Below are 19252 nucleotides of genomic sequence, written 5' to 3' on the forward strand. Positions count from 1 at the left end.
CCACCCCTGTCTTCGGCACCGGTTGCTGTCGCCTGCTTGAGTGCCTTCACCGACGGTTGCCGACGTGAACCGACGGACGACGATCCGACGAGTCGTGATCGGTCTTTCGGTGTCCTCTCCCGCGGGAAGCTTCCTTCATCGACTTTTTATCCGCGCCTCCGATCGTGATTGGCATGCCGCTCGAAAGTATTGCCGCGGGCCCGTGGTCGTTGCTGCCCGCGCTCCTCGCTATCGTGATCGCGTGGTACACCCGCGACGCGCTCATCGGCCTGTTCGTCGGCATCGCCGGCGGGGCCGTCGTCTACGGTGCCTTCCGTCCCGGAGTGGTTGGGGTCCCGGACGGTCTCGTCGGGGAACTTCCCGGCACCGTTCTCGGCGGACTGCTCGGTCCGACGGTGATTCCCGAACTGATCGCCACGTCGCCGCTGTTCGCCGACCCCTGGTACGTCAAGAACGTCCTGCTCGCACTCTTCGCGATCGGCGGGCTGATGGGGCTGATGATCCGCGCCGGCGCGATCCGCGGCGTGCTGGAGGCGCTCGCCAGCCGGGTCGACTCGCCCGCTGACGCCGAGAAAGCCTCCTTCCTCGCGGGGATCATCATCCACATCGACGACTACTTCAACTGCTTGGTGGTCGGCTCGATGATGCGCCCCCTCACTGACGAGTACGATGTCTCGCGCGCGAAACTCGCGTACTACGTCGACAGCGCGGGCAGTCCGGCCGCCCGCCTCGCGTTCTACTCGACGTGGGGGGTCGCGCTGGTGGGGTTCATCGGCGCCGGAATCACCGCCGCGGCCCAACAGGACGTCCTCCCGTCGGGGATGTCGAACTACGTCACCCAGTCGGGCGACGGGCTCCAGGCCGCCACCGACGCGGTCTGGCCGCTGTTTTTCAACAGCATTGGCTTCGCCTTCTACTCGTGGACCGCGCTCCTCATCGCCGCCCTCGTCGCGTGGCAGGTCATCCCCAATGTCTTCGGGATGGGACGCGAGGAGGAGCGCGCCCGCAACGGCGGTGGTGTCGTGGGACCCGACGACGACCCACTCGTCTCCGACGAGATGGCGAACTACGAGATGTACGAGGGCGCGACGCCCGACTGGCGTAACTTCGCGATCCCGGTCGCGGTGATCGTCGGCGTCGGCCTCATGGCGATGTTCTGGCGCGCTTCCCCCGTCGTGAACGCGCCGCAGATATCGACGGTGTTTGCGGCGTTCGGCTACGAGTTGATCGTCCCCGCTGGCGGGCCGTGGTCGTTCAACATCGGCGGGATCCGGCTCGGTCTCGCCGCGCTCACGGGACTGATCGTCGGCTTTCTGCTCTTTCGGGCGCGCGGTGACATTCCCTCGAACGCCGACGCGACCGACGCGATGGTCAACGGGTTCAAGGGTATCTTCCTCGCAGCCGCGATCCTCACGCTCGCCATCACGATCCAGAACACCGTCTCGACCCTCGGGATCTCCGATTTCGTTACCGACTGGTTCCGCGGCGTGCCGGTCGGACTCATTCCGGTGCTCGTCTTTCTCGTGACGGGGTTCGTCAGCTTCTCCGACGGGAGCTCGTGGGCGACCTACGGCATCATGTTCCCCATCGCGATTCCGGTGGCGTTTTCGACCGGCGCGAACCTCCCCCTCGTGCTCGGTGCGGTGCTCTCGGGGGGTATCTTCGGCGATCACTGCTCGCCGATCTCCGACACCACGGTGCTCTCTTCGTCGACCAGCGGTGCGGATCACATGGTCCACGTCCGGACGCAGATCCCCTACGCGCTCATGTGTGCGGGGGTCGCTGGCACGCTCTTTCTCGTGCTCGGCTTCGTGGTTCCAGGGGGATTCTCGCTCATCCCGTACTGATTCCTCGGGTGCTTCGCCCGATTCCGTTCCTCAGTCCGATCCCCAGACGTCGGCGAGTGGGTGGTCGTCGGGATCGGTCCGTGAGCTTCGCGTCCGCCGATTCGTGGCGGCGGTACCGACACTGCCACCGTCGCCGCCGGCAGCGTCGGGATCGAACTCTGGTAGTTCCGAACGGCTCATCCGATCGACCTGAGCGGCGAACCAGTCGGGCATCGCGCCGCGCGAGCGATCGAACAGGTCGAGCAGGCTCGCGTCCGCGAGATACGTCGCGCCGTGATCGTCGGGCGCGCGCACGACTCGACCGCACGCCTGGATCACGGTCTTGAGCGCCGTTCGGTAGTACCAGCCCCACTGGCCCTCCTCCAGCCGCCGCGCGACCCGCGAATCACGAGTGTTCGGATACGGGGCCTTGCAGAGCACCTGCCATCGGGCGAGATCCCCCTCCAGATCGAGCGCCTCCTCCATTTTCACCGATACAAATAGTTCGGGATCGTCGGTCGCGAGCCACGTCTCCAGCGCCTCGTCCCGGTTCTCGCGGTCGTGCGTACGGATCCGCTCGCCGACGCCGAACTCCCGCAGACGATCCACGAGACGCTCCGCGATGGCGTAGGAGTGGGCGTGGACGATCCCCTTTTCCTCGGCGTGACGGGTCATGAGCTGGACGATCAGGCGCGCGATCTTCGGGAGGGTCTCGTCGCGGTGCTCGTAGGTCATCTTTCCCTGCGTCACGTCGTACAGTGGTCGATTCTCGACTGGAAATGTATGGGAGACGTCGACCAGCGCCGCGTCGTCGGGATCGAGCCCGACGCCACGACAGAACCCCTCTTTGTCGAGAATGGTCGCCGACAGCAGCGCGAAGTTGTTGGCGCGGTCCCAGACCGTATGCTGGAGGTAGCGTTCGGGGTTGAGCGGCTTGATCGTCACCGTTCCACCCTCACCGCCCGGCTGATCGACGATCCACGTGCTCGCACTCCCCGGGTCCCGGTAGTCCGAGACGAACCAGTCGAGGTTCGAGATGAGTTCTTGCAGTCGGTCGCGCTCGGTGACTTCCGCGATCGTGAGTTCGTCGGCTCCCACGAGCGTGTCCTTCCGGCGACCGCAGACGCCCGAGAGACGGTCGGCGAAGCGGGCTGCGGCCTCAGCGCCGTCGATGTCGGGGATCGAAAGCTCGTCCCACACCGGTACCGTGTCGGGCCGGAGGTCGATGGTGGCGTACATCTCGGCCCACTCGGCGAGTCCGTGAGCCTCGTCGATCACCGCCACGTCGCGCTGGCCGAAGGCCTCGGAGCCCGCGGTCTGCATGAAGTAGGCGAGCGTCATCGCCGCGATCGAACGGTTCGAGGCGATCGCCCGATCAGAGAAGTACGGACAGCGGTGTCTGATCGAACAGTCGAAGCCTGTCTCGCGCGCACACGGCGCACGATCCACCGGGGTGTCGGTTTCGCCAGCGACCAGACACGTGTAGTTGCGCTTGCCGCGGATGACCTGGAGATCAGAGAGGAGGGGATCGGCCGCCACGTCGTCGAGCTGGGAGACTTGCGGGGTGGTGTAGTACGCGCCGACCGGTTCGGCAGGTGCGGCCTCGTCGGCCCGCACCGCACACCCCGCGATCGCCCGTGCGAGCAGCGACTTCCCCGAACCTGTGGGCGCGCGCACCAGCACGACGTCGTTGCCCGCCGCGAACGCCTCGCGGATCTCGTGGAGGGCTGCCTGCTGGTTCCCCCGGTAGGATGGCGCGGGAAACTCGCTCTCGATCCGGGCGGGGTTCACGTTCGGAAAATCGCCGCCCGGAAGGTAAATCCTCCGGGCTACTCGTCGATCGTGTGCTCGTACCCGTCGAGCGCCGCGACGTCCCTCGCCCGCGCGTCCTCGGGGAGTTCCTCGATACAGTCATAACAGAGGAGATGCTCGGAGCCGTCTTCGAATTCGAGGGTCAGCCCCTCGCTCGCGTCACCGCCAAACGTCCAGAGGTTCGCGATCCCGCCCGCGATCTGCACCGCACGCCCACAGCCGTCACACGGCTCGGTAGTCATGTATTGTCGGTGGGTACGCCCAGAGAAAGCCCTTTCTCTGACTCCTGGCGGCCGAAGCATTCGCTACCGGTCGAGCGTCGCGATTACTGTCGATCGGGTCGGTGATGAGCGCTAATTTGTCCGAACCGAACTCCGATACAAATGAGAACCGCAAGCCACACCCTCCCCAGCCGATTCGCTCACTCGCTTCGCTCGTTCGCTCATCCCTCGCGCGAGTCGGGCGTCTTCGACGCCCTCCCGCGCGCCACCGCACCGAAACCGAGTGACAGTCCGACCAATAACGCCCGGATCTACCGGCGAGCGTGGACTTATACTCCGCCGGCCCCTCCCTCGCGTATGCGCGTGTTGGTGACCGGCGCGACGGGGTTCGTCGGAAGTCGCCTCGTCCCGGCGCTGATCGAGGCGGGCCACGACGTCAGAGTGCTCACCCGCGACGCCGACGGGTACGACGGGCCGGCCGGCGAGGTGTGCGAGGGCGACATCCTCGATGCCGGCACGTTCGAACACGCTCTGGAAGGGATCGACGCCGCGTACTACCTCATCCACTCGATGGAGTCCGGGACCGACTTCGCGGCGCGAGATCGCCGAGCGGCCCACAACTTCCAGCGCGCGGCGAGCGAGGCGGGTATCGATCGGGTGCTCTACCTCGGTGGGCTGGGCGAAACCCGCCAGGGCCTCTCCGAGCACCTGATGTCCCGCCGCGAGGTCGAGACCATCCTCGCCGACGGCAGCTACGACCTCACCACGCTCCGGGCTGCGATCATCGTGGGCGAGGGCTCGTCGAGCTTCGCGATGGTCGAACAGCTCGTCCACCGGCTTCCAGTGATGATCACGCCGAAGTGGGTCCGTACCGAGTGCCAGCCCATCGCGATCGCGGACGTGATCGCCTATCTCGTGGGCTGTCTCGACGTCCCCGAAACCGCGGGTGACACCTTCGAGATCGGCGGTCCCGAGGTGCTGACCTACCGCGAACTCCTCGAACGCACCGCCGGGATCGCCGATCGGTCGCTGTTCATCCTTCCCGTGCCGGTGCTCTCGCCGAAGCTCTCGGCGTACTGGGTTGATCTCGTCACCGACATCCCGAAGGCGGTCGCCCACCCGCTGATCCTTGGGCTCAAGAACACCGTCGTGGTCGACGACACGCGGATCGAGGAGCTGGTGCCGATCGAGCGCACCGACTTCACGACTGCTGTCGAACGGGCACTCGGCCAGCAAACGGAGCCTGACTCGGCCGAACGCGCCGAGCGGGCACAGATCGAACCCGAGCGATGAGTCGGCCCACCGACTTCGGCGAGACGTGGACCTACGAGAGCATCGTCGGCGCGCTTCCGGGCATCGAAGTTTCGACCACGCTCGCGCTCGCGATCCAGCTCGGTGTGTTCGAGGCGGGTGTGGTCGTCCTCGCGTGGTTCTACGACCTCTGGGATCTCGTGTTCGTCGGCAGCGCCGCGGTGTTCGTCGCCGGCATCGGCTCCATCGAAATGGTGCGAGTCGCACGGCGCATCCGATCGGTCGACCTGCCCGACGCCTACCGCCGCCTCGTGTTCGGCTCGAACATGGACGTCCTCCTCGCGGTGCTCGCGTTCTGTGCGATGTTGACTTACCTGTTCGTGCCGAACCCCGCCAGCGACCGCGCCCCGCTGCTCGATCGATTGTTGGGCCCCGATCCGCCCGTCCTCGTGGTCTACTTCCTCCTCCTCGTGCTCTGGGACGTCTGTTATCGTATCGGAACGGGCTGGTGGGCGACCGTGACTGCGCTCTGGCGTTCGTACCGCTACCGGTTCGACGCCGACACCGCACACACCTTCTTCTGGGCCGACGTCGAGACGATCGCGTTCGGCGTCATTCAACTCTTACTCGTCCCGTTCGTGCTCGACTATCCGGTGCTTCTCGCGGTGCTCCTCGCTCACGTCTCGGCGGTGCTCGTGGTCACGAGCGCATCGCTCTGGTTGTTACACACGAAACGGAGGGCGGTGGAGGACGCTACCGCGACTTGATCTCGCGGAACTGCGCGAGCAGATCGTCCGCATCCGCATCGCCGACATCGTACTCGACGTCGCCTTCGTACTGGGTCCGCTCGTCGTCGTCAGCGGCGTTCGCGCCCACTTCGCTCGTCTTCTCCTCGCGGCGTTGGTGTTCGGCCGCGTCATAGGCACCCATTGACATGGTAGATACACTCGTCGTTCGTCCCTCATGATTATCAATGTATCGCTGCTGGAACTGACAGTCGACGGGTGGGGACCGACACCGCTAACCGCCCGGCCCGCGAACCACACACGTGGCTGGTCCCCTTCGGTTCCGGCGCTCACGCGAGCGGTGGGACGCCTCTCGCGTGCGACGCGATCTCCACGCGCCGCTCGACGAGACCTTCGGCGCGACGCTCTCCTCGGCGTGGTACAAACCACCCGGCGGCTACACCGCCTGCCGCCTCGAAATGAAAAACGGCGACCGCGCGCTGTTCGTCTGGGACGAGAACGCCTACTGGCTCGGCAACACGAAAACTCCGGAAGCGCTGTGGCGCACCGAGAAGTACACCTTCGAGGAGGTGCCCTATCCCGTGGCGCGGTGGGCCCAGCGCGAACTTCTCGCCGAACTCGACATGACCGATCCGTGGCTCGCGGCGTACGAACACGTCGCGTGGTTCTTCCTGCCGATCCTCTTCTCGAAAGACGGCCGGGCGAGCTCGCGAGCCTTCTTCGCCGACCACGCCGCGGGCTTTCCGGACGCTAACGCCGAGGACGCACTCGGATTCTACGAGCGATTCCTTTCTTCGGGCGTGTTCGACGATCACCGCTACACCATGGCGGCGAAGCTCGGCACCAGCGAGCACGTCGATCGGACGCGAATGAGCGCGACGATGGGCGAGTTCAACGCCGCGAAACTCCTCACCGACGCCGGCTACGCTCCCACACCGGAGATCGAACTCGACTCGGGCTACGCCCTGGATTTCCGCGTGACGACCGACCGCGGCCCCGTTCTGGTCGAGGTCACGCGCCCCGGACGGCCCGCCGGGCGATCCGCGGGCACGCCGGCGGCCGCGATCCGCCAAACTGGTGCGGCGAAGACCGACGACCAGCTCGCCGCCCATCCCGACGCCGTCCTCTTCGTCGACTGTTCGTCGTTTCACGACGACGAGTGGGCTGCACTCGCGGGCGAACGTCCCGACGCCGGCCATCGGCCGGCGGTCGTCTTCCGTGCGCGGCCCGATGGCTCGGTTGCGGGTTACGAGAAAGGGTCGGTCCCGCTCGCACTCGACGACGTTCTCGGGAAGTAGCGGGAGAGCCGTTTTCGATCGTTAAAGTGACACCTGATCGTGGCCGGACTCGCCGGGCGCGGTCGGATCGCGGTCGGAGTACCCCTTCCGGCCGATCGCCGCATCGCCGACTGCGCTGTAGGCCACGAGCCGCGCGGCCTCCGCCGATTCCACGGTGTCGGATCCGATCCGCCCCAGCGCATCGCCAAACGTCTCGGTGCCGTTCGGGAGCGAGAGTTCGATTCCGCCGTAGGCGTCGATCAGCTCGTCGGTCGTCGCGGGATAGCTGTGGGCGTCGAGCCGGTCCTCCACTTCGATCATGCACTGCATGCTCGTTGCGGGGTGTGTGAACATCATAAACGTTCCCTACAATCTCTTGGGTCGGATATTCATTGATTAAGGACCTTGGACTCGCCCGGAAGAGGCTTGTCGCCGGCGGTGCACGTCCCCGGCATGCCGCCCGTCGCCGACCTCCACGTTCACACGACGAACTCCGACGGGACGATGAGTCTCCACGAGGTCCCCCACGCGGCCCGCACGGCCGGCGTCGAGATCGTCGCCATCACCGATCACGAGCGCCTCCACGACGATCTCGACACCCCGACCGACGACCTCGATGGCGTGCCCGTGATCCACGGGATCGAACTCCGGGTCGAGACCGACGCGGGCCAGGTCGATCTGCTGGGCTACGGCGTCGAGCCGACGCCCGAACTTGCCCGCGAGATCGACCGGCTCCAGGCCGACCGGGTCGAACGCGGCCACGCGATCGTCGACTGTGCCGAGGACCGTCTTGATACTGAGCTCCCGCTCGAACCCGCCGCGGGCATCGGCCGACCCGACATCGCGCGCGCGATCGCCGACGTTACCGAGTACGACTATCAGGGAGCTTTCGAGGAGGTGATCGGTCGCGGCTGTCCGTGTTTCGTCGCCCGGAACCTCCCGGATTTCGAGCGTGGGGCCGCCCTCCTCGCCGAGACGTGTGGTCTCGTCTCGCTCGCTCACCCGCTGCGCTACGGTGATCCCGAGACCGCGCTCGAACTTACGGGCTCGGCGTACGTCGACGGCGTCGAGCGCCACTACGAGTACGGTCGGTCGGTGGATCCGACGCCGGTCGACCGCGCGATCGAACGCCACGATCTCGTTCCAACCGGTGGAAGCGACGCCCACGACGACGTACTCGGGCGTGCGGGGCTCGACCGCGAGGGGTTCGATCGCGTCGCCAAACGTCTCCCCTAACGGAGGATTGAACCTTCGTCGGCTCCGAGGGGCAGGTGATGCAGTGTCACTACTGCGAGACCGAAGCCGCCGTCGCCGTCGAGAAGAACGCTCTGAAGGTCGGTCTCTGCCGAACACACCTCCGCGAGCGACTCCAGGAGCTCGCCGACGACGACGCGCTCGCCGGGATCGAAGACGAACTCGACATCGATCGATCCTGACGGTACTCGCCGTCTGCTCTCTGCCACCCCGCAGTCGACGACACGGGGGACACCGTCGGTCTTCGTCCGTCCGAGCGCCTATCACGCCGTGGCCCTTCGTGCCGAGCGATGCCCGTCGACGAAACCGACCTCGACTGGAGCCCGATCGGCCCCGACGACACCGACTTCCGGCGCAAACAGCTCGGCGACGCCGACGGTGGCGACCAGTTGGGCTGTAGCCTCTACGAACTCCCCGCCGGCGAGCGCTCGTGGCCGTACCACTACCACACGAAAAACGAAGAGGCGGTGTACGTCCTCGCTGGTGCTGGAATCCTGCGCCTCGACGACGAGGAGTACTCGCTGTCGGCCGGCACGTACGTCGCGCTTCCGACCGGCGAGGAACACGCCCACCGGATCGTGAACGACGGCGACGAGACGCTCCGCTACCTCGTGCTGTCGACGATGGACGAGCCCGACGTGGTGGGCTATCCCGACGCGGGTGCGGTCGGGGTGTACGCCGGCTCGCCGCCCGGTGGCGACGAGGACGACCGTGTGCTCTCGGGGTTCTTCGATCCCGAGGATCGGCTCGACTTCTGGTCCGACGTGGCCGATGCGGGATCGACGACGGTGGCGGAGTCGAGCGATGCGTCCGAAAACTGACGCAGGTGGCTTGCAACTGACGGCAGCAAGTATAGCCCGTCATCGCTCGTGGTAGCAATCGCCATGTTGGGGGATACCTCTGAAATCGATTCGGGGATGGACGTACTGGACAGCAACGGCGACGAGGTCGGAACGGTCGCCTCAGTGGACGACGACACGGCCTACGTCGACCTCGATCCGAGCCTGACCGACGAGGTGAAGTCGAGCCTCGGGTTCGGCGACACCGACGACGACACCTACGCGCTCCGCGACGAGATGGTCGACACCGTCAACGACGACGGCGTCCACCTCCACGGCGACCACTGATCGGCGTCGTCAATTCGGCGCTATCGCCAGCGGAAGGCCGACCGGTGGACCGCTGCAACGACCGACGTCGTTTTTCGTGGCCCGCCCGTGCTCGGGACATGAGCAGCGCCGACCGATCCGCGCGGCCGCGACTCGTCTACGACGACGACTGTGGGTTCTGTACGTGGTGGGCCGAGTGGGCCGTGCTGAACGGCGAGTTCGAGCCGTGCGGCTTCTCGGAACTCACCGACGCCGAGCGCGACCGCCTCCCCGACGGCTGGGAGGAGTGCGTCCACCTCTTCGCTGACGGCACGGTGTACTCCTGTGGGGCGGCCACCGAGGAGGTCCTCGCGCGCACCGGCACGGTTCCACCTACGATTCTCGGCTTCTTGAACGGGTTTGCGGACTACGAGGGGCTCCGCGAGGACCTCTATCGAAAGGTCGCCGACCGACGAGATCTGCTCGGGAAGATCGTCAGCGCCGAGCCGCCGGCCAAGTCCCGATAGTATTCGAACTACCCGTACATCTCGCGCAGGTCGACGAGCGCATCGTGGACGTAGCCGGCCATCCGTTCGGCGCGGCGTTCGGCCTCGTCACCGGTGATCTGTTGCTGGAGATGGAGAGCTTTCAGGTACGACACGCTGTTGACCATCCGATAGCACTCGGCCCGTCGATCGAACCCGTCCGGCAGCGCCCGGATCGATTCGTAGCCGGTCCGAAAGGATCGCTGGAGGTCGGGCCGCTCTCGCGCCTCGAACGCCGGAAGCGCAGTCCGCCAGTAGTCGTACTCGCCCGGTCCCACGAGCGCGTGCTCGAAGTCGATGATGCAGGCGACGCCGTTATCGTTGATTCCGAGGTGAGCGGGCAGGAGGTTGCCGTGACAGAGGACGGGATCACCGCAGTCCTTGAACGCTACGGGATACTCGCGGACGAACTGGAGCGCCTCGTGGGCCACGTCGGCGTACCCCACTCCAGCGAGATACTCGCGTCGGTCTTCGAGGACGGTCTCGATCGTCTCGGGCCACGTTTCGTGTGCGTCGAGGCTCAGTCCGTCTTCACTAGTGCGTAGCAGTCCTGTCGCCTCGACGTCGGCAGTGGTTTCGGCGTGGAGCGTCGCCATCCCAGCGCCAGCGATGCGTGCCCATCTCTCACCGATCTCGTCCGTTTCGGGGACGCCGTCGTGCCACTCTGCAATGAAGTGGTTCTGCCCGATGGCGATGATTCGTGGAACCGGAATCGACGTATGTTCACCGACGTACCGTACGATACGCGCCTCCGTCGCCGGGTCCGCCTCTGAGCCAGTGGCGAGTTTGCAGACCGCACGGGCTCCGTCGATCGAAACATCGTAGGTACGATGCGGTGGGACGTCGTGGAGTTCCCGGTGGATCTCGTACTCGGTCGTGTGCGATGCGAGCGCGTCGTGAGCGTCTCGTGTCATGGTGGTATCGTCGCGTGACGGGCGACGACCGGCCGGAGTCTCGGGTGCCGCGGCTCCGGCCGAGAAGAGAATAACGGTACTGTGTAGCTATCTTCTGATAGTTCTTTCGTCATTTTGCCCGGTAACAGAAGTGTCCGCGAGCGCGAAGCGTTCGCGGGGGTTTTTGATGCGGAGTTTCACGAGGCCGTACGGAACGGCTTTGCCGTTCCGTGATGCCAGAAAAACCGATTTCTGAACACCCCGAGCGGAGCGAGAGACGAAGTAAAACGGTGCTATTCGAACGCCGGGATCCCAGTGAGATCGTGGCCGAGGATCAGCGAGTGGATATCGTGGGTCCCTTCGTAGGTGTAGACCGTCTCCATGTTGGCGAGGTGGCGCATCGGCGAGTAGTCGAGGGTGATCCCGTTGCCGCCGAGCATCTCGCGGGCCACGCGGGCCTGGTCGCGTGCCATGCTGACGTTGTTGTACTTCGCCATCGAGACCTGCTGGGGTCGGAGGTCGCCGCGCTCTTTCAGGTCGGCGAGGCGATGTGAGAGGAGCTGAGCGGTCGTGATTTGGGTCGCCATCTCGGCGAGTTTTCCCTGCTGGAGCTGGAATCCGCCGATGGGCTTGCCGAACTGCTCGCGGTCGGTGGCGTAGTCGCGCGCGGTCTCGAAGCAGTCCCGGGCCGCGCCGATCGCGCCCCACGTGATGCCGTAGCGGGCCTGGGTCAGACACGACAGCGGCCCCTTCATGCCTGAGACGCCGGGCAGCACCGCCGACTCGGGAACCCGGACGTTCGAGAGCCCGATCTCGCCGGTGACGGACGCGCGCATCGAGAGCTTCTCGTCGATCTTGTTGGTACTCACGCCGTCTCGATCGGTCTCGACGAGGAAGCCCCTGACTGGCGAATCCTCGGCCGAGGTGTCGCGCGCCCAGACCACCGCGACGTCGGCGATCGGCGAGTTCGTGATCCACGTCTTCGAGCCCGAGAGCACGTACTCGTCGCCGTCCTTCTCCGCGCGGGTCTCCATCGCCGACGGGTTCGAGCCGTGTTCGGGCTCGGTGAGCCCGAAACAACCTACCTTCTCGCCGGTTCCGAGATCGGCGAGCCACCGCTCCTTCTGCTCGTCGGAGCCGTAGGCGTGGATCGGGTACATCACCAGCGCACCCTGGACGCTCGCCATCGATCGAATCCCCGAGTCGCCCGCCTCCAACTCCTGCATCAGAAGTCCATACGCCGTCTCGGAGACGCCAGGCAGACCGTACCCATCGAGGTTCGGCGCGTAAAAGCCCAGTTCGCCCATCTCGGTGATGAGCTCCTCGGGGAACGTACCGTTCTCGAAGTGCTCGCCGATGTCGGGGTTCACTTGCTCCTCGACGAACTCTCTCGCAGTGTCGCGGATCAGTCGCTCTTCCTCGTCGAGGTCCGCCTCTAGCCCCACGTAGTCGAGCATACACCGCCGCCTCGCGGCGCGCGGCAAAAAACCCTCGTACCCTCAGTCGCCGGCCGCTTCGCCAGACCGTGTCGTCGATTCCCCGCCGTTGCGCACTTCACGGACCGAATCGGTGAAGTTCGCGAAGAGGGTCTTGGCCTCGCACGCCGCCGCGTAGTTCCCTTCAGTGATCCCGTCGAGCACCCGATCGATCCGCTCGTCGGAGAGGTCCTTCCCGCGGGTGACCTCGCGGGCGGTCGCCGGATCGTACTCGGGGTGGAACTGCACGCCGACCGCGTGGCCGACCCGGAACCCGTGGACGCCGTAGTCGTTTGCGGCGATCTGCTCGGCCCCGGGCGGGAGTTCGGTCACGGTGTCGGAGTGGGTGGTGAAGACGGTGGCGGGGCTTTCGACACCCGCGAACAGTGGATCGTCCCCGACCTCGACGTCGCGGTACCCGATCTCGTAGCTCCCCATGTCCTCGACGGTGCCACCGAGCGCGGCCGCGAGCACCTGATGGCCGAAACACACTCCCAGAACGGGCAGCCCGCGCTCGACGGCCGTCCCGACCCATTCGACGAGGGGATCGATCCATGGCTCGTCCCAGTACACCGATGCGCGTGAGCCGGGAACGACTGCTCCGTCGAACGCGAACGTGTCGGGCACGTCGTCGCGGACCGCGAACTCCGCGAGGTCGGCGTCGAGTTCTCGACGGAAGTTCCGCTGGGTGTTCTCGTTCTCGGACGGATCGAGCAGGGCGATGCGTGGCCGCGTCATCAGTTCGGAATGACCGCTCGTGCCTGTTGTACGTTGTGTTCCTGTACGCATCCGACACGACGTTCGGTGCCACTCGGACTGTACCACCCGTATGTCTCTCCGTTGACTTTAGGAACGCCTAAAACCGGAAGGTTTACTACGTTTTAGGGCCGCCGAAATCGTATGCAACGTCGACGGTTCCTGGTGGGTACTGCGACAGCGAGTGTACTGCTTGCGGGCTGTACCTCCAGCGGTGAGGGCGGCGACGGGAACAACAGTTCTGCGGGCGACAGCGAGTCGACGACCGCCGCAAACGGGACGAGCACTGCGGTGGCCACCACGACGGCCGGATCGACCGCGAACGAGTCCGCCAACGGAACCGACGCCGGGGCCGACAACGGGACCGAATCGGGTACCCAGGGCGGGACCGAGACCGGGAGCTCCTACAGCGTCTCGATCGCGCCGATGGGTGAGGTCACGTTCGATGGCGTCCCGGAGACGTGGGTCGCGAACAACGGGAGCTGGGCGGACATGGGAGCCGCACTCGGCGTCGCCCCGCCGAAAGCGGTCTGGCTCCCCGAGCGCTACCACACCCAGTACTACGACGAGGTTCCGGGAGTTTCGGTCGACAAGAGCGGGATGCAGGCGCTGTCGAGCGACGGCGTGAGCAAGGAGCTGTTCTACGAACTCGACGGCGACGTGCACGTCATCGATCCCAACTTCCTGCTCAATCGGTTCAAGGGATGGCAGCAGTCGGACATCGAGGAAGTCCGGACGAACGTCGGTCCCTTCTTCGGCAACAGCATCTTCTCGCGTGGCTACCCGTGGCACGAGAGCTACCAGTACTACACGCTCTACGAGGCGTTCGGCAAGCTCGCGGAGATGTTCCAGCGCGAGGACCGCTACGAGCAGTTCGTGACGCTCCACGACGAGATGCAGTCGAACCTCTCGGAAGTCGTCCCATCGACGGAAAGCGAGCGCCCGAGCGTCGCGATCCTGTGGGCGTCGGGCAACGAACCGGAGGAGTTCAGCCCGTATCTCATCGGCGAGGGGACCAGTTTCAAGCAGTGGCGCGATCTCGGGGTCCGCGACGCACTCGCCGAAACCGACGTCGAGAACTTCCACGCGAGCCGCTCGGCGGTCGACTTCGAGACTCTCCTCCAGATCGATCCCGAGGTGTTGCTGTTCCGTGGCCACGAGAGCCAGACCGCCGAAGAGTTCCAGAACACCGTGGTGGAGTTCATGAACAACCACTCGACGGCGAGTGCGTTGACAGCCGTCAAGAACGACGACGTCTACCGTGGTGGGCCGCTGTACCAGGGACCGATCACGAACTTCGTCATGACCCAGCGCGCCGCAGAGCAGGTCTACCCCGACCGCGTCTCCGGTCAGCTGTACGATCCAGAGCGCATCGCGCCCATCGTCAACGGAAACGGTGAATCGTGACCGACCGCGACACCACGCGGCCGACACGACGCGCGTATCTCAGAGCCGGTGCGATCGTCGGCGGTGGGCTGCTCGCTGGCTGTGCCGGCAGTTCCGGAAACGCCAACTCGGACACGGAAAACGGCAGTCAGGACGGCGCAAACGGTAGTGCGAACAGCGATAACGCCAGCGGCGGTTCTGCGAGTGACGGAGCGGGGACGAACGCCACCGCCGGCGGTAGCGGGAGCTACACCGCGACGATGGCACCGATGGGAGACGTCGAGTTCGAGTCCGTTCCCCAGAGCGCCTTCGTGATCTTCCCGCAGTACGCCGACATGGCGGTCGCGCTCGGTCACGGCGACGCCGTGAATTCGGTTTACGTGCCCGAGATGTCCGGCACGACGATGAACCACTACTACGACCGGCTCGACGGCGTCTCCTTCGACTGGCAGGGACTCCCGGACCCGCTGAGCGACGGCCTCGCCAAGGAGCAGCTCTACAGTCTCGGCAGCGACGTCCACCTCGCCGATCCCGCACACGCCGCCACCAACGACAACTGGAGCCAGGCCGATGTCGAGGAGGTCGGGGCGAACGTCGCGCCGTGGTTCGGAAACTTCTACAGCGGAACGCACGCCGAACCACCGTCGTCGTACCGTGATTCGTACCAGTACTACGGGCTTTGGGAGCTGTTCGGCAAGGTCGCTCAGGTGTTTCAGGAACGCCAGCGCTACGAGGCGCTCGCGTCCGTCCACCAGAACCTCCGATCGTCGATCGAAACGGGTCTCCCACCGGAAAACGAGCGCCCGACCGCCGTCCGCGTCACCCTCAGCGAGGGATCATTCTACACCTATCATCTCAACAAACCCGGTTACTGGCTGGCCGACACCCGGCCGCTGGGTGCGAACGACGCGTTCGCGGACGAGGACTGGTCCGACCTGTGGGGGACGGTCGGCTACGAGACCATGCTCGAGGCCGATCCCGACGTGATCCTCCATCTCTGGGGACTCACGCCGAACTACGACATGACGGAGGTCCGCAGCCAGCTCGCGAACCACTCCGTCGGCAGCCAGCTCTCCGCGGTGCAGAACGACCGGGTCTACCCCGCCGGAATGCGCTATCAGGGCCCCATTATGAACCTCTTCCAGCTCGAGATGGGAGCGAAGCAGCTCTACCCCGAGCAGTTCGGCGAGTGGCCGGAGTACTCCGACGGGAACCCTTATCCCGACATCCCCGACGACGAGCAGTTGTTCGATCGCGATCGCGTGGCGCGCATCGTCACCGGCAACCAGTGATGGCTGCTCGGTGCGTCCTCACTGGCGAGACAGCCGAAGCGTTTTTGAGTACTTAGGGAGACCTAAAACGCATGGACGACGAGCGACGGACCGGATCTGCGACAACCGACGAGGACGAGCGAACCGCCGGTTCGCGATCCACGTCGGACTCGCCTCGCGTGACCGACGGTGGCGTGACTGCGGCGTCGGCTGCAAGCGAGGCGGTCCACCGTCGAGCCGAGGCGGACGATGCGGAGCCGCCACGGAGCGCGCTCGTCGGCGAGGATCTCGCCATCAGCTATCCGACCACCGAGGAGCCGGTCGTCGAGTGCACGCGCGTCGACGTCCCCGAGGGTGAGATGACGGCGCTCGTCGGGCCGAACGGCTCCGGGAAGTCCACGCTGCTGAAGACCCTCTCCGATCACCTCGCGCCCGACGGCGGCGCGGTCGCGCTGAACGGGCGCGCGATCAACGAGTACGGCTCGAAGGAGCTCGCCCGCGAGCTCGGCCACCTCTCTCAGGAGAACGACTCGCCCGGCTCGATCACCGTCGAGGACCTCGTCTCCCACGGTCGATACCCGTATCGCGGCACGTTCGAGTCGGTCGACGACGCCGACCGTGCGGCGGTCGACCGTGCGATCGACCTCGCGGGGATCGATCACCTCCGCGATACCGAGATCGGCCAGCTCAGCGGTGGCCAGCGCCAGCTCGCGTGGATCGGAATGGTGCTGGCCCAGGAGACCGATGTCCTCTTGCTCGACGAGCCCACCACCTTCCTCGATCTCCACCACCAGCTCCGGGTGATGGAGACCGTGCGCCGGCTGAACCGCGAGGAGGGCGTCACCGTCGCGGTCGTGCTCCACGACATCGCCCAGGCTGCACGCTTCGCTGACTACCTCATCGCGCTCAAGGACGGCGAAGTCTACGACTGGGGCCCGCCGGCCAACGTCGTGACGGAGGGACTGCTCGCCGACGTGTTCGGTGTCGAGGCGGTCGTCGAGGGCACCGAACACGGTCCGCGGCCGGTCCCTATCCGGCCGCTCGACGGCTGAAAAGCGTTCTCTCTACGTTCTATCGACGACTCAGGATGCGTCGTCGATCCACTCGGCAGCGCGACTCTCGGATACGTCGGCAGCCTCGGCAACGAACGCGGCGTCGGCAGCCGTGAGGTCCGCCGTCGTTTCGATTCCCGCCTCGCGCAGCCGGTCGGCGTAGGTGTCGCCGATCCCCGAAACGGTTTCGAGACCGGACTCGTCGTCGGTCTCTGTGTCGCGTTCGTCGTCGCCAGCAGCCGCGTCATCGCTTGTCTCGTCGGTATTCTCGGCGGTACTGGTCGGTTCCTGGTCGCTAACTGCTTCGTCGGTCGTCTCGCTCGCGTTCTCGATTTCGATTTCGGCGGCGTCAGCGTCGAGCTGTGACCGCTCCTCGAACCACTCACAGACCTGCGGCCAGACGTTCTCGTGGGAACTGCCCGAGACCGAGAGCCCGATGTGACCCGTCGGACACTCGATAATTTCGGTGTCCTCGCTCGCGATGACGTCGTTGAACGGTTTGCTCGTTTCCGAGGGGATGAGATGGTCGTACTCGCCCGTGATCTGGAGGACGGGCATGTCGATGCTTGTGAGGTCGACGTGCTCGCCTCCCAGATGGAGCTCGTTGGCGTAGAGTTTGTTGTCCTGATAGATGTCCTCGACGAACTGGGCGAACGTTGCGCCCGCGACATCGATCCCCTCCGAGAGCCACCGCTCCATCCGGCCGAAGTTCTCCACGAAGTCGTCGTTTTCGAGGTTGTCGTACAGACGAACGTACTTCGAGACGTAGTTCGAGACCGGATCCATCAGCGCGAAGCCGACGTCCAACATCTCGGCGGGCGCGTTGCCGTAGGTCGCCCGGAGCTCGTCGGGCGAGAAGAACTCCTCGTCGCCCCAGAGTTCGAGCACTCCTCCAGTATCGTCGAAGCAGAGCCCGGCAGCCATCAGTCCCAGATTTCGGACCTTCTCGGGGTGGAGCGCGGCGTACATCGCCGACATCGTGCCGCCCATGCAGTAGCCCAGCACGTTGATCGCGTCCTGGCCCGAGCGCTCGCGGACCTCGTCGACGCAGTTGTCGATGTAGCGGTTCACGTAGTCGTCGAGGGTGAGGTGCTGATCGAGTCTGGATGGCTCGTTCCAGTCGATCATGTAGACGTCGAAGCCCGCCTCCAGCAGCCGGCGGATCACCGACCGATCGGGCTGGAGGTCGAGGATGAACGGCTTGTTGATCAGCGCGTAGATCACGAGAATCGGCACGTCGTGCTGTTCGTCGGTCCGGGGTTCGTAGTGGAGGAGTTCGAGCTTGTTCTCAGTGTAGACCACCTCGCTCGGTGTCTCGCCCACCTCGACCGAGAGCATCTGGTTCAGCTGCTCGGGCGCGACCGTGGTCTTCTCGACCGCCTCGGCGGCCGCCTCGAAGCTCCGGCGCTGGGTGTCGAGCGCCGTCGTGAACGGGTTGAACGCCGCGCCGCGATCGCTCATTCGTCCTCCAGCAGGCGATCGAGCTTCTTCGAGACCTCGTGCTGGCGGCGTTCGAGCTCCACGAGGCGCTCGGCCACCTCGTCGACGTCGTCGCGGGTGGCGAAGCCGAGCGCTTCGAGCGTGTCCTGATTCAGGTCGTCGACGTCCTCCTGGAGCTCCATCAGGTTCCCGACCATCTCACCGGTTCCTGCGGCGAACGCGCTGGTGCCCATCACTTCCGAGAACGCCTCGTTCGCGCTCTGGAGCCAGATGTCACGGAGCTCCCGCACGTCGACGTCCTCGCCCTCGGCGGCTGTCATCAGTCGTGTGGTCATCTGCTCTGCGGCCTCCATCCAGACGTCGACGGCGCGCTCGTACCCCTCGATCCCCTCGCTCGCCGTCTCCTCGTCGGGCATCGAGCCCTCGAACGCGCCCATCCACGACTCCATGAACGCGGCTTGGGCCTCCATGTTCTGCTCGAACGAGTTCGCGACCGCGTCGTTCATCTCGGTCATCATCGCCGCCCAGTTCTCCTGTACGTCCTCCGGGTTCATCTCGCTCATGGTGGTTCTTGGTCGGGTAGTGGCTAAAAGGTGTGTCGCCGCTCAGGCCGTCTCGTCCTCGACCGCGATCTCGAACGCTGCGGCCTGGGACTGGAGCTGCTCCTCGAACGCCGCGGTCTGCTCGCGGAGGCGTTCCTGGAATGCCGCCGCCTCCTCAAGCTGGTCGTCCATCCGCGCCTCGAACTGCTTTTGGAGCTCCGCCGTCCGTTCGAGCTGCTCGTCGAGCTGTGTCTCGAACGTCTCCTGGAACTCCTCGGTGTGTTTCTCGGTTTCGTCGATCGTTGCGAGCGTCTCTTCGTGGAGTTCCTCGTGGGCGTCGAGCAACTCCTCGACGCCTTCGTCGAACGCATCGACGTACTCGGTCGAGACATCGTCGTGGCTTTCGAGGGTTTCCTCGGT

The 19252-nt window shown here is 65.6% G+C and carries 21 protein-coding genes; 12 read left to right on the top strand and 9 right to left on the bottom strand.

The genetic code is table 11. From position 1 onward, the window contains the following. The first annotated feature begins 173 nt into the window (after positions 1 to 173). Positions 174 to 1847, top strand: a complete 1674-nt coding sequence (locus C449_RS18895; protein ID WP_006079208.1) for a Na+/H+ antiporter NhaC family protein — start codon at positions 174 to 176, stop codon at positions 1845 to 1847. A 30-nt stretch (positions 1848 to 1877) separates the two neighbouring features. Here C449_RS18895 and C449_RS16605 read toward each other — a convergent pair whose 3' ends face one another. Both C449_RS16605 and C449_RS16610 read right to left on the bottom strand, forming a co-directional pair. Then, positions 1878 to 3617: a helicase C-terminal domain-containing protein gene (locus C449_RS16605; protein ID WP_006079209.1), complete on the bottom strand. Its 1740-nt coding sequence runs from the start codon at positions 3615 to 3617 to the stop codon at positions 1878 to 1880. A gap of 38 nt (positions 3618 to 3655) precedes the next feature. Further along, on the bottom strand, positions 3656 to 3880 hold the full coding sequence (locus C449_RS16610; protein WP_006079210.1) for a DUF7561 family protein: 225 nt from the start codon (positions 3878 to 3880) through the stop codon (positions 3656 to 3658). 336 nt (positions 3881 to 4216) lie between these two features. Between C449_RS16610 and C449_RS16615 the strand changes: the two genes are divergently transcribed. Next, the gene (locus tag C449_RS16615) at positions 4217 to 5152 is read left to right on the top strand and encodes an NAD(P)H-binding protein (protein ID WP_006079211.1); all 936 of its coding nucleotides are present in this window, start codon (positions 4217 to 4219) and stop codon (positions 5150 to 5152) included. Next, positions 5149 to 5877, top strand: coding sequence for a DUF7530 family protein (locus C449_RS16620; RefSeq protein WP_006079212.1), 729 nt, complete (start codon positions 5149 to 5151; stop codon positions 5875 to 5877). The genes C449_RS16615 and C449_RS16620 overlap by 4 nt, the downstream gene beginning before the upstream one ends. Here the strand turns inward: C449_RS16620 and C449_RS16625 are convergent. After that, positions 5864 to 6046: a DUF5786 family protein gene (locus C449_RS16625; RefSeq protein WP_049914391.1), complete on the bottom strand. Its 183-nt coding sequence runs from the start codon at positions 6044 to 6046 to the stop codon at positions 5864 to 5866. The two genes, C449_RS16620 and C449_RS16625, sit on opposite strands and share 14 nt — an antisense overlap. Before the next feature lie 112 nt (positions 6047 to 6158). Between C449_RS16625 and C449_RS16630 the strand changes: the two genes are divergently transcribed. After that, a complete protein-coding gene (locus C449_RS16630) occupies positions 6159 to 7154 on the top strand; it encodes a DUF5784 family protein (protein ID WP_049914392.1) in 996 nt (331 codons plus the stop codon). A 21-nt stretch (positions 7155 to 7175) separates the two neighbouring features. Here the strand turns inward: C449_RS16630 and C449_RS16635 are convergent, their stop codons facing one another. After that, positions 7176 to 7463, bottom strand: a complete 288-nt coding sequence (locus C449_RS16635; protein ID WP_049914394.1) for a DUF5789 family protein — start codon at positions 7461 to 7463, stop codon at positions 7176 to 7178. Positions 7464 to 7586: 123 nt separating this feature from the next. Between C449_RS16635 and C449_RS16640 the strand changes: the two genes are divergently transcribed. From C449_RS16640 to C449_RS16655, 5 genes are all read left to right on the top strand, one after another. Continuing rightward, positions 7587 to 8369 (top strand): PHP domain-containing protein, encoded by a 783-nt coding sequence (locus C449_RS16640; RefSeq protein WP_006079216.1) that lies wholly within the window; start codon positions 7587 to 7589, stop codon positions 8367 to 8369. Positions 8370 to 8407: 38 nt separating this feature from the next. Next, positions 8408 to 8569 (top strand): DUF6757 family protein, encoded by a 162-nt coding sequence (locus C449_RS18435; protein WP_006079217.1) that lies wholly within the window; start codon positions 8408 to 8410, stop codon positions 8567 to 8569. A gap of 108 nt (positions 8570 to 8677) precedes the next feature. After that, entirely contained in the window at positions 8678 to 9208 is a 531-nt protein-coding gene (locus C449_RS16645; RefSeq protein ID WP_006079218.1) for a cupin domain-containing protein, read from the top strand. 63 nt (positions 9209 to 9271) lie between these two features. Then, entirely contained in the window at positions 9272 to 9514 is a 243-nt protein-coding gene (locus C449_RS16650) for a hypothetical protein (protein ID WP_241430136.1), read from the top strand. Positions 9515 to 9612: 98 nt separating this feature from the next. Then, positions 9613 to 9999, top strand: coding sequence for a DCC1-like thiol-disulfide oxidoreductase family protein (locus C449_RS16655; protein WP_006079220.1), 387 nt, complete (start codon positions 9613 to 9615; stop codon positions 9997 to 9999). Positions 10000 to 10007: 8 nt separating this feature from the next. On the opposite strand, the gene C449_RS16660 is transcribed toward C449_RS16655, so the two are convergent. The 3 genes from C449_RS16660 to C449_RS16670 form a co-directional block, all read right to left on the bottom strand. Further along, positions 10008 to 10931, bottom strand: a complete 924-nt coding sequence (locus C449_RS16660; protein ID WP_006079221.1) for a phosphotransferase family protein — start codon at positions 10929 to 10931, stop codon at positions 10008 to 10010. A gap of 272 nt (positions 10932 to 11203) precedes the next feature. After that, a complete protein-coding gene (locus C449_RS16665; RefSeq protein WP_006079222.1) occupies positions 11204 to 12367 on the bottom strand; it encodes an acyl-CoA dehydrogenase family protein in 1164 nt (387 codons plus the stop codon). Between the two features lie 42 nt (positions 12368 to 12409). Continuing rightward, entirely contained in the window at positions 12410 to 13123 is a 714-nt protein-coding gene (locus tag C449_RS16670; protein WP_006079223.1) for a type 1 glutamine amidotransferase, read from the bottom strand. Positions 13124 to 13285: 162 nt separating this feature from the next. Between C449_RS16670 and C449_RS16675 the strand changes: the two genes are divergently transcribed. The 3 genes from C449_RS16675 (at position 13286) to C449_RS16685 (ending at position 16850) form a co-directional block, all read left to right on the top strand. Continuing rightward, positions 13286 to 14548, top strand: a complete 1263-nt coding sequence (locus tag C449_RS16675; RefSeq protein ID WP_006079224.1) for an ABC transporter substrate-binding protein — start codon at positions 13286 to 13288, stop codon at positions 14546 to 14548. Further along, complete coding sequence (locus C449_RS16680; RefSeq protein WP_006079225.1) at positions 14545 to 15819, top strand: ABC transporter substrate-binding protein; 1275 nt, start codon at positions 14545 to 14547, stop codon at positions 15817 to 15819. The genes C449_RS16675 and C449_RS16680 overlap by 4 nt, the downstream gene beginning before the upstream one ends. A 71-nt stretch (positions 15820 to 15890) precedes the next feature. Beyond that, entirely contained in the window at positions 15891 to 16850 is a 960-nt protein-coding gene (locus tag C449_RS16685) for an ABC transporter ATP-binding protein (RefSeq protein ID WP_006079226.1), read from the top strand. A gap of 30 nt (positions 16851 to 16880) precedes the next feature. Here the strand turns inward: C449_RS16685 and phaC are convergent, their stop codons facing one another. Then, complete coding sequence (gene phaC / locus C449_RS16690) at positions 16881 to 18311, bottom strand: class III poly(R)-hydroxyalkanoic acid synthase subunit PhaC (RefSeq protein ID WP_006079227.1); 1431 nt, start codon at positions 18309 to 18311, stop codon at positions 16881 to 16883. Then, a complete protein-coding gene (locus C449_RS16695; protein WP_006079228.1) occupies positions 18308 to 18853 on the bottom strand; it encodes a poly(R)-hydroxyalkanoic acid synthase subunit PhaE in 546 nt (181 codons plus the stop codon). The genes phaC and C449_RS16695 overlap by 4 nt, the downstream gene beginning before the upstream one ends. Positions 18854 to 19252: the final 399 nt, after the last annotated feature.

This window comes from Halococcus saccharolyticus DSM 5350, assembly GCF_000336915.1.
Classification (GTDB): Archaea; Halobacteriota; Halobacteria; order Halobacteriales; family Halococcaceae; genus Halococcus; species Halococcus saccharolyticus.

Coding starts and splice junctions, on each gene's coding strand:
- C449_RS16650 (WP_241430136.1), top strand. CDS start 9,272: ATGTTGGGGGATACCTCTGAAATCGATTCGGGGATGGACGTACTGGAC.
- C449_RS16665 (WP_006079222.1), bottom strand. CDS start 12,367: ATGCTCGACTACGTGGGGCTAGAGGCGGACCTCGACGAGGAAGAGCGA.
- C449_RS16655 (WP_006079220.1), top strand. CDS start 9,613: ATGAGCAGCGCCGACCGATCCGCGCGGCCGCGACTCGTCTACGACGAC.
- C449_RS16635 (WP_049914394.1), bottom strand. CDS start 7,463: ATGCAGTGCATGATCGAAGTGGAGGACCGGCTCGACGCCCACAGCTAT.
- C449_RS16625 (WP_049914391.1), bottom strand. CDS start 6,046: ATGTCAATGGGTGCCTATGACGCGGCCGAACACCAACGCCGCGAGGAG.
- C449_RS16615 (WP_006079211.1), top strand. CDS start 4,217: ATGCGCGTGTTGGTGACCGGCGCGACGGGGTTCGTCGGAAGTCGCCTC.
- C449_RS16620 (WP_006079212.1), top strand. CDS start 5,149: ATGAGTCGGCCCACCGACTTCGGCGAGACGTGGACCTACGAGAGCATC.
- C449_RS16640 (WP_006079216.1), top strand. CDS start 7,587: ATGCCGCCCGTCGCCGACCTCCACGTTCACACGACGAACTCCGACGGG.
- C449_RS18435 (WP_006079217.1), top strand. CDS start 8,408: ATGCAGTGTCACTACTGCGAGACCGAAGCCGCCGTCGCCGTCGAGAAG.
- phaC (WP_006079227.1), bottom strand. CDS start 18,311: ATGAGCGATCGCGGCGCGGCGTTCAACCCGTTCACGACGGCGCTCGAC.
- C449_RS16670 (WP_006079223.1), bottom strand. CDS start 13,123: ATGACGCGGCCACGCATCGCCCTGCTCGATCCGTCCGAGAACGAGAAC.
- C449_RS16660 (WP_006079221.1), bottom strand. CDS start 10,931: ATGACACGAGACGCTCACGACGCGCTCGCATCGCACACGACCGAGTAC.
- C449_RS18895 (WP_006079208.1), top strand. CDS start 174: ATGCCGCTCGAAAGTATTGCCGCGGGCCCGTGGTCGTTGCTGCCCGCG.
- C449_RS16675 (WP_006079224.1), top strand. CDS start 13,286: ATGCAACGTCGACGGTTCCTGGTGGGTACTGCGACAGCGAGTGTACTG.
- C449_RS16695 (WP_006079228.1), bottom strand. CDS start 18,853: ATGAGCGAGATGAACCCGGAGGACGTACAGGAGAACTGGGCGGCGATG.
- C449_RS16685 (WP_006079226.1), top strand. CDS start 15,891: ATGGACGACGAGCGACGGACCGGATCTGCGACAACCGACGAGGACGAG.
- C449_RS16610 (WP_006079210.1), bottom strand. CDS start 3,880: ATGACTACCGAGCCGTGTGACGGCTGTGGGCGTGCGGTGCAGATCGCG.
- C449_RS16645 (WP_006079218.1), top strand. CDS start 8,678: ATGCCCGTCGACGAAACCGACCTCGACTGGAGCCCGATCGGCCCCGAC.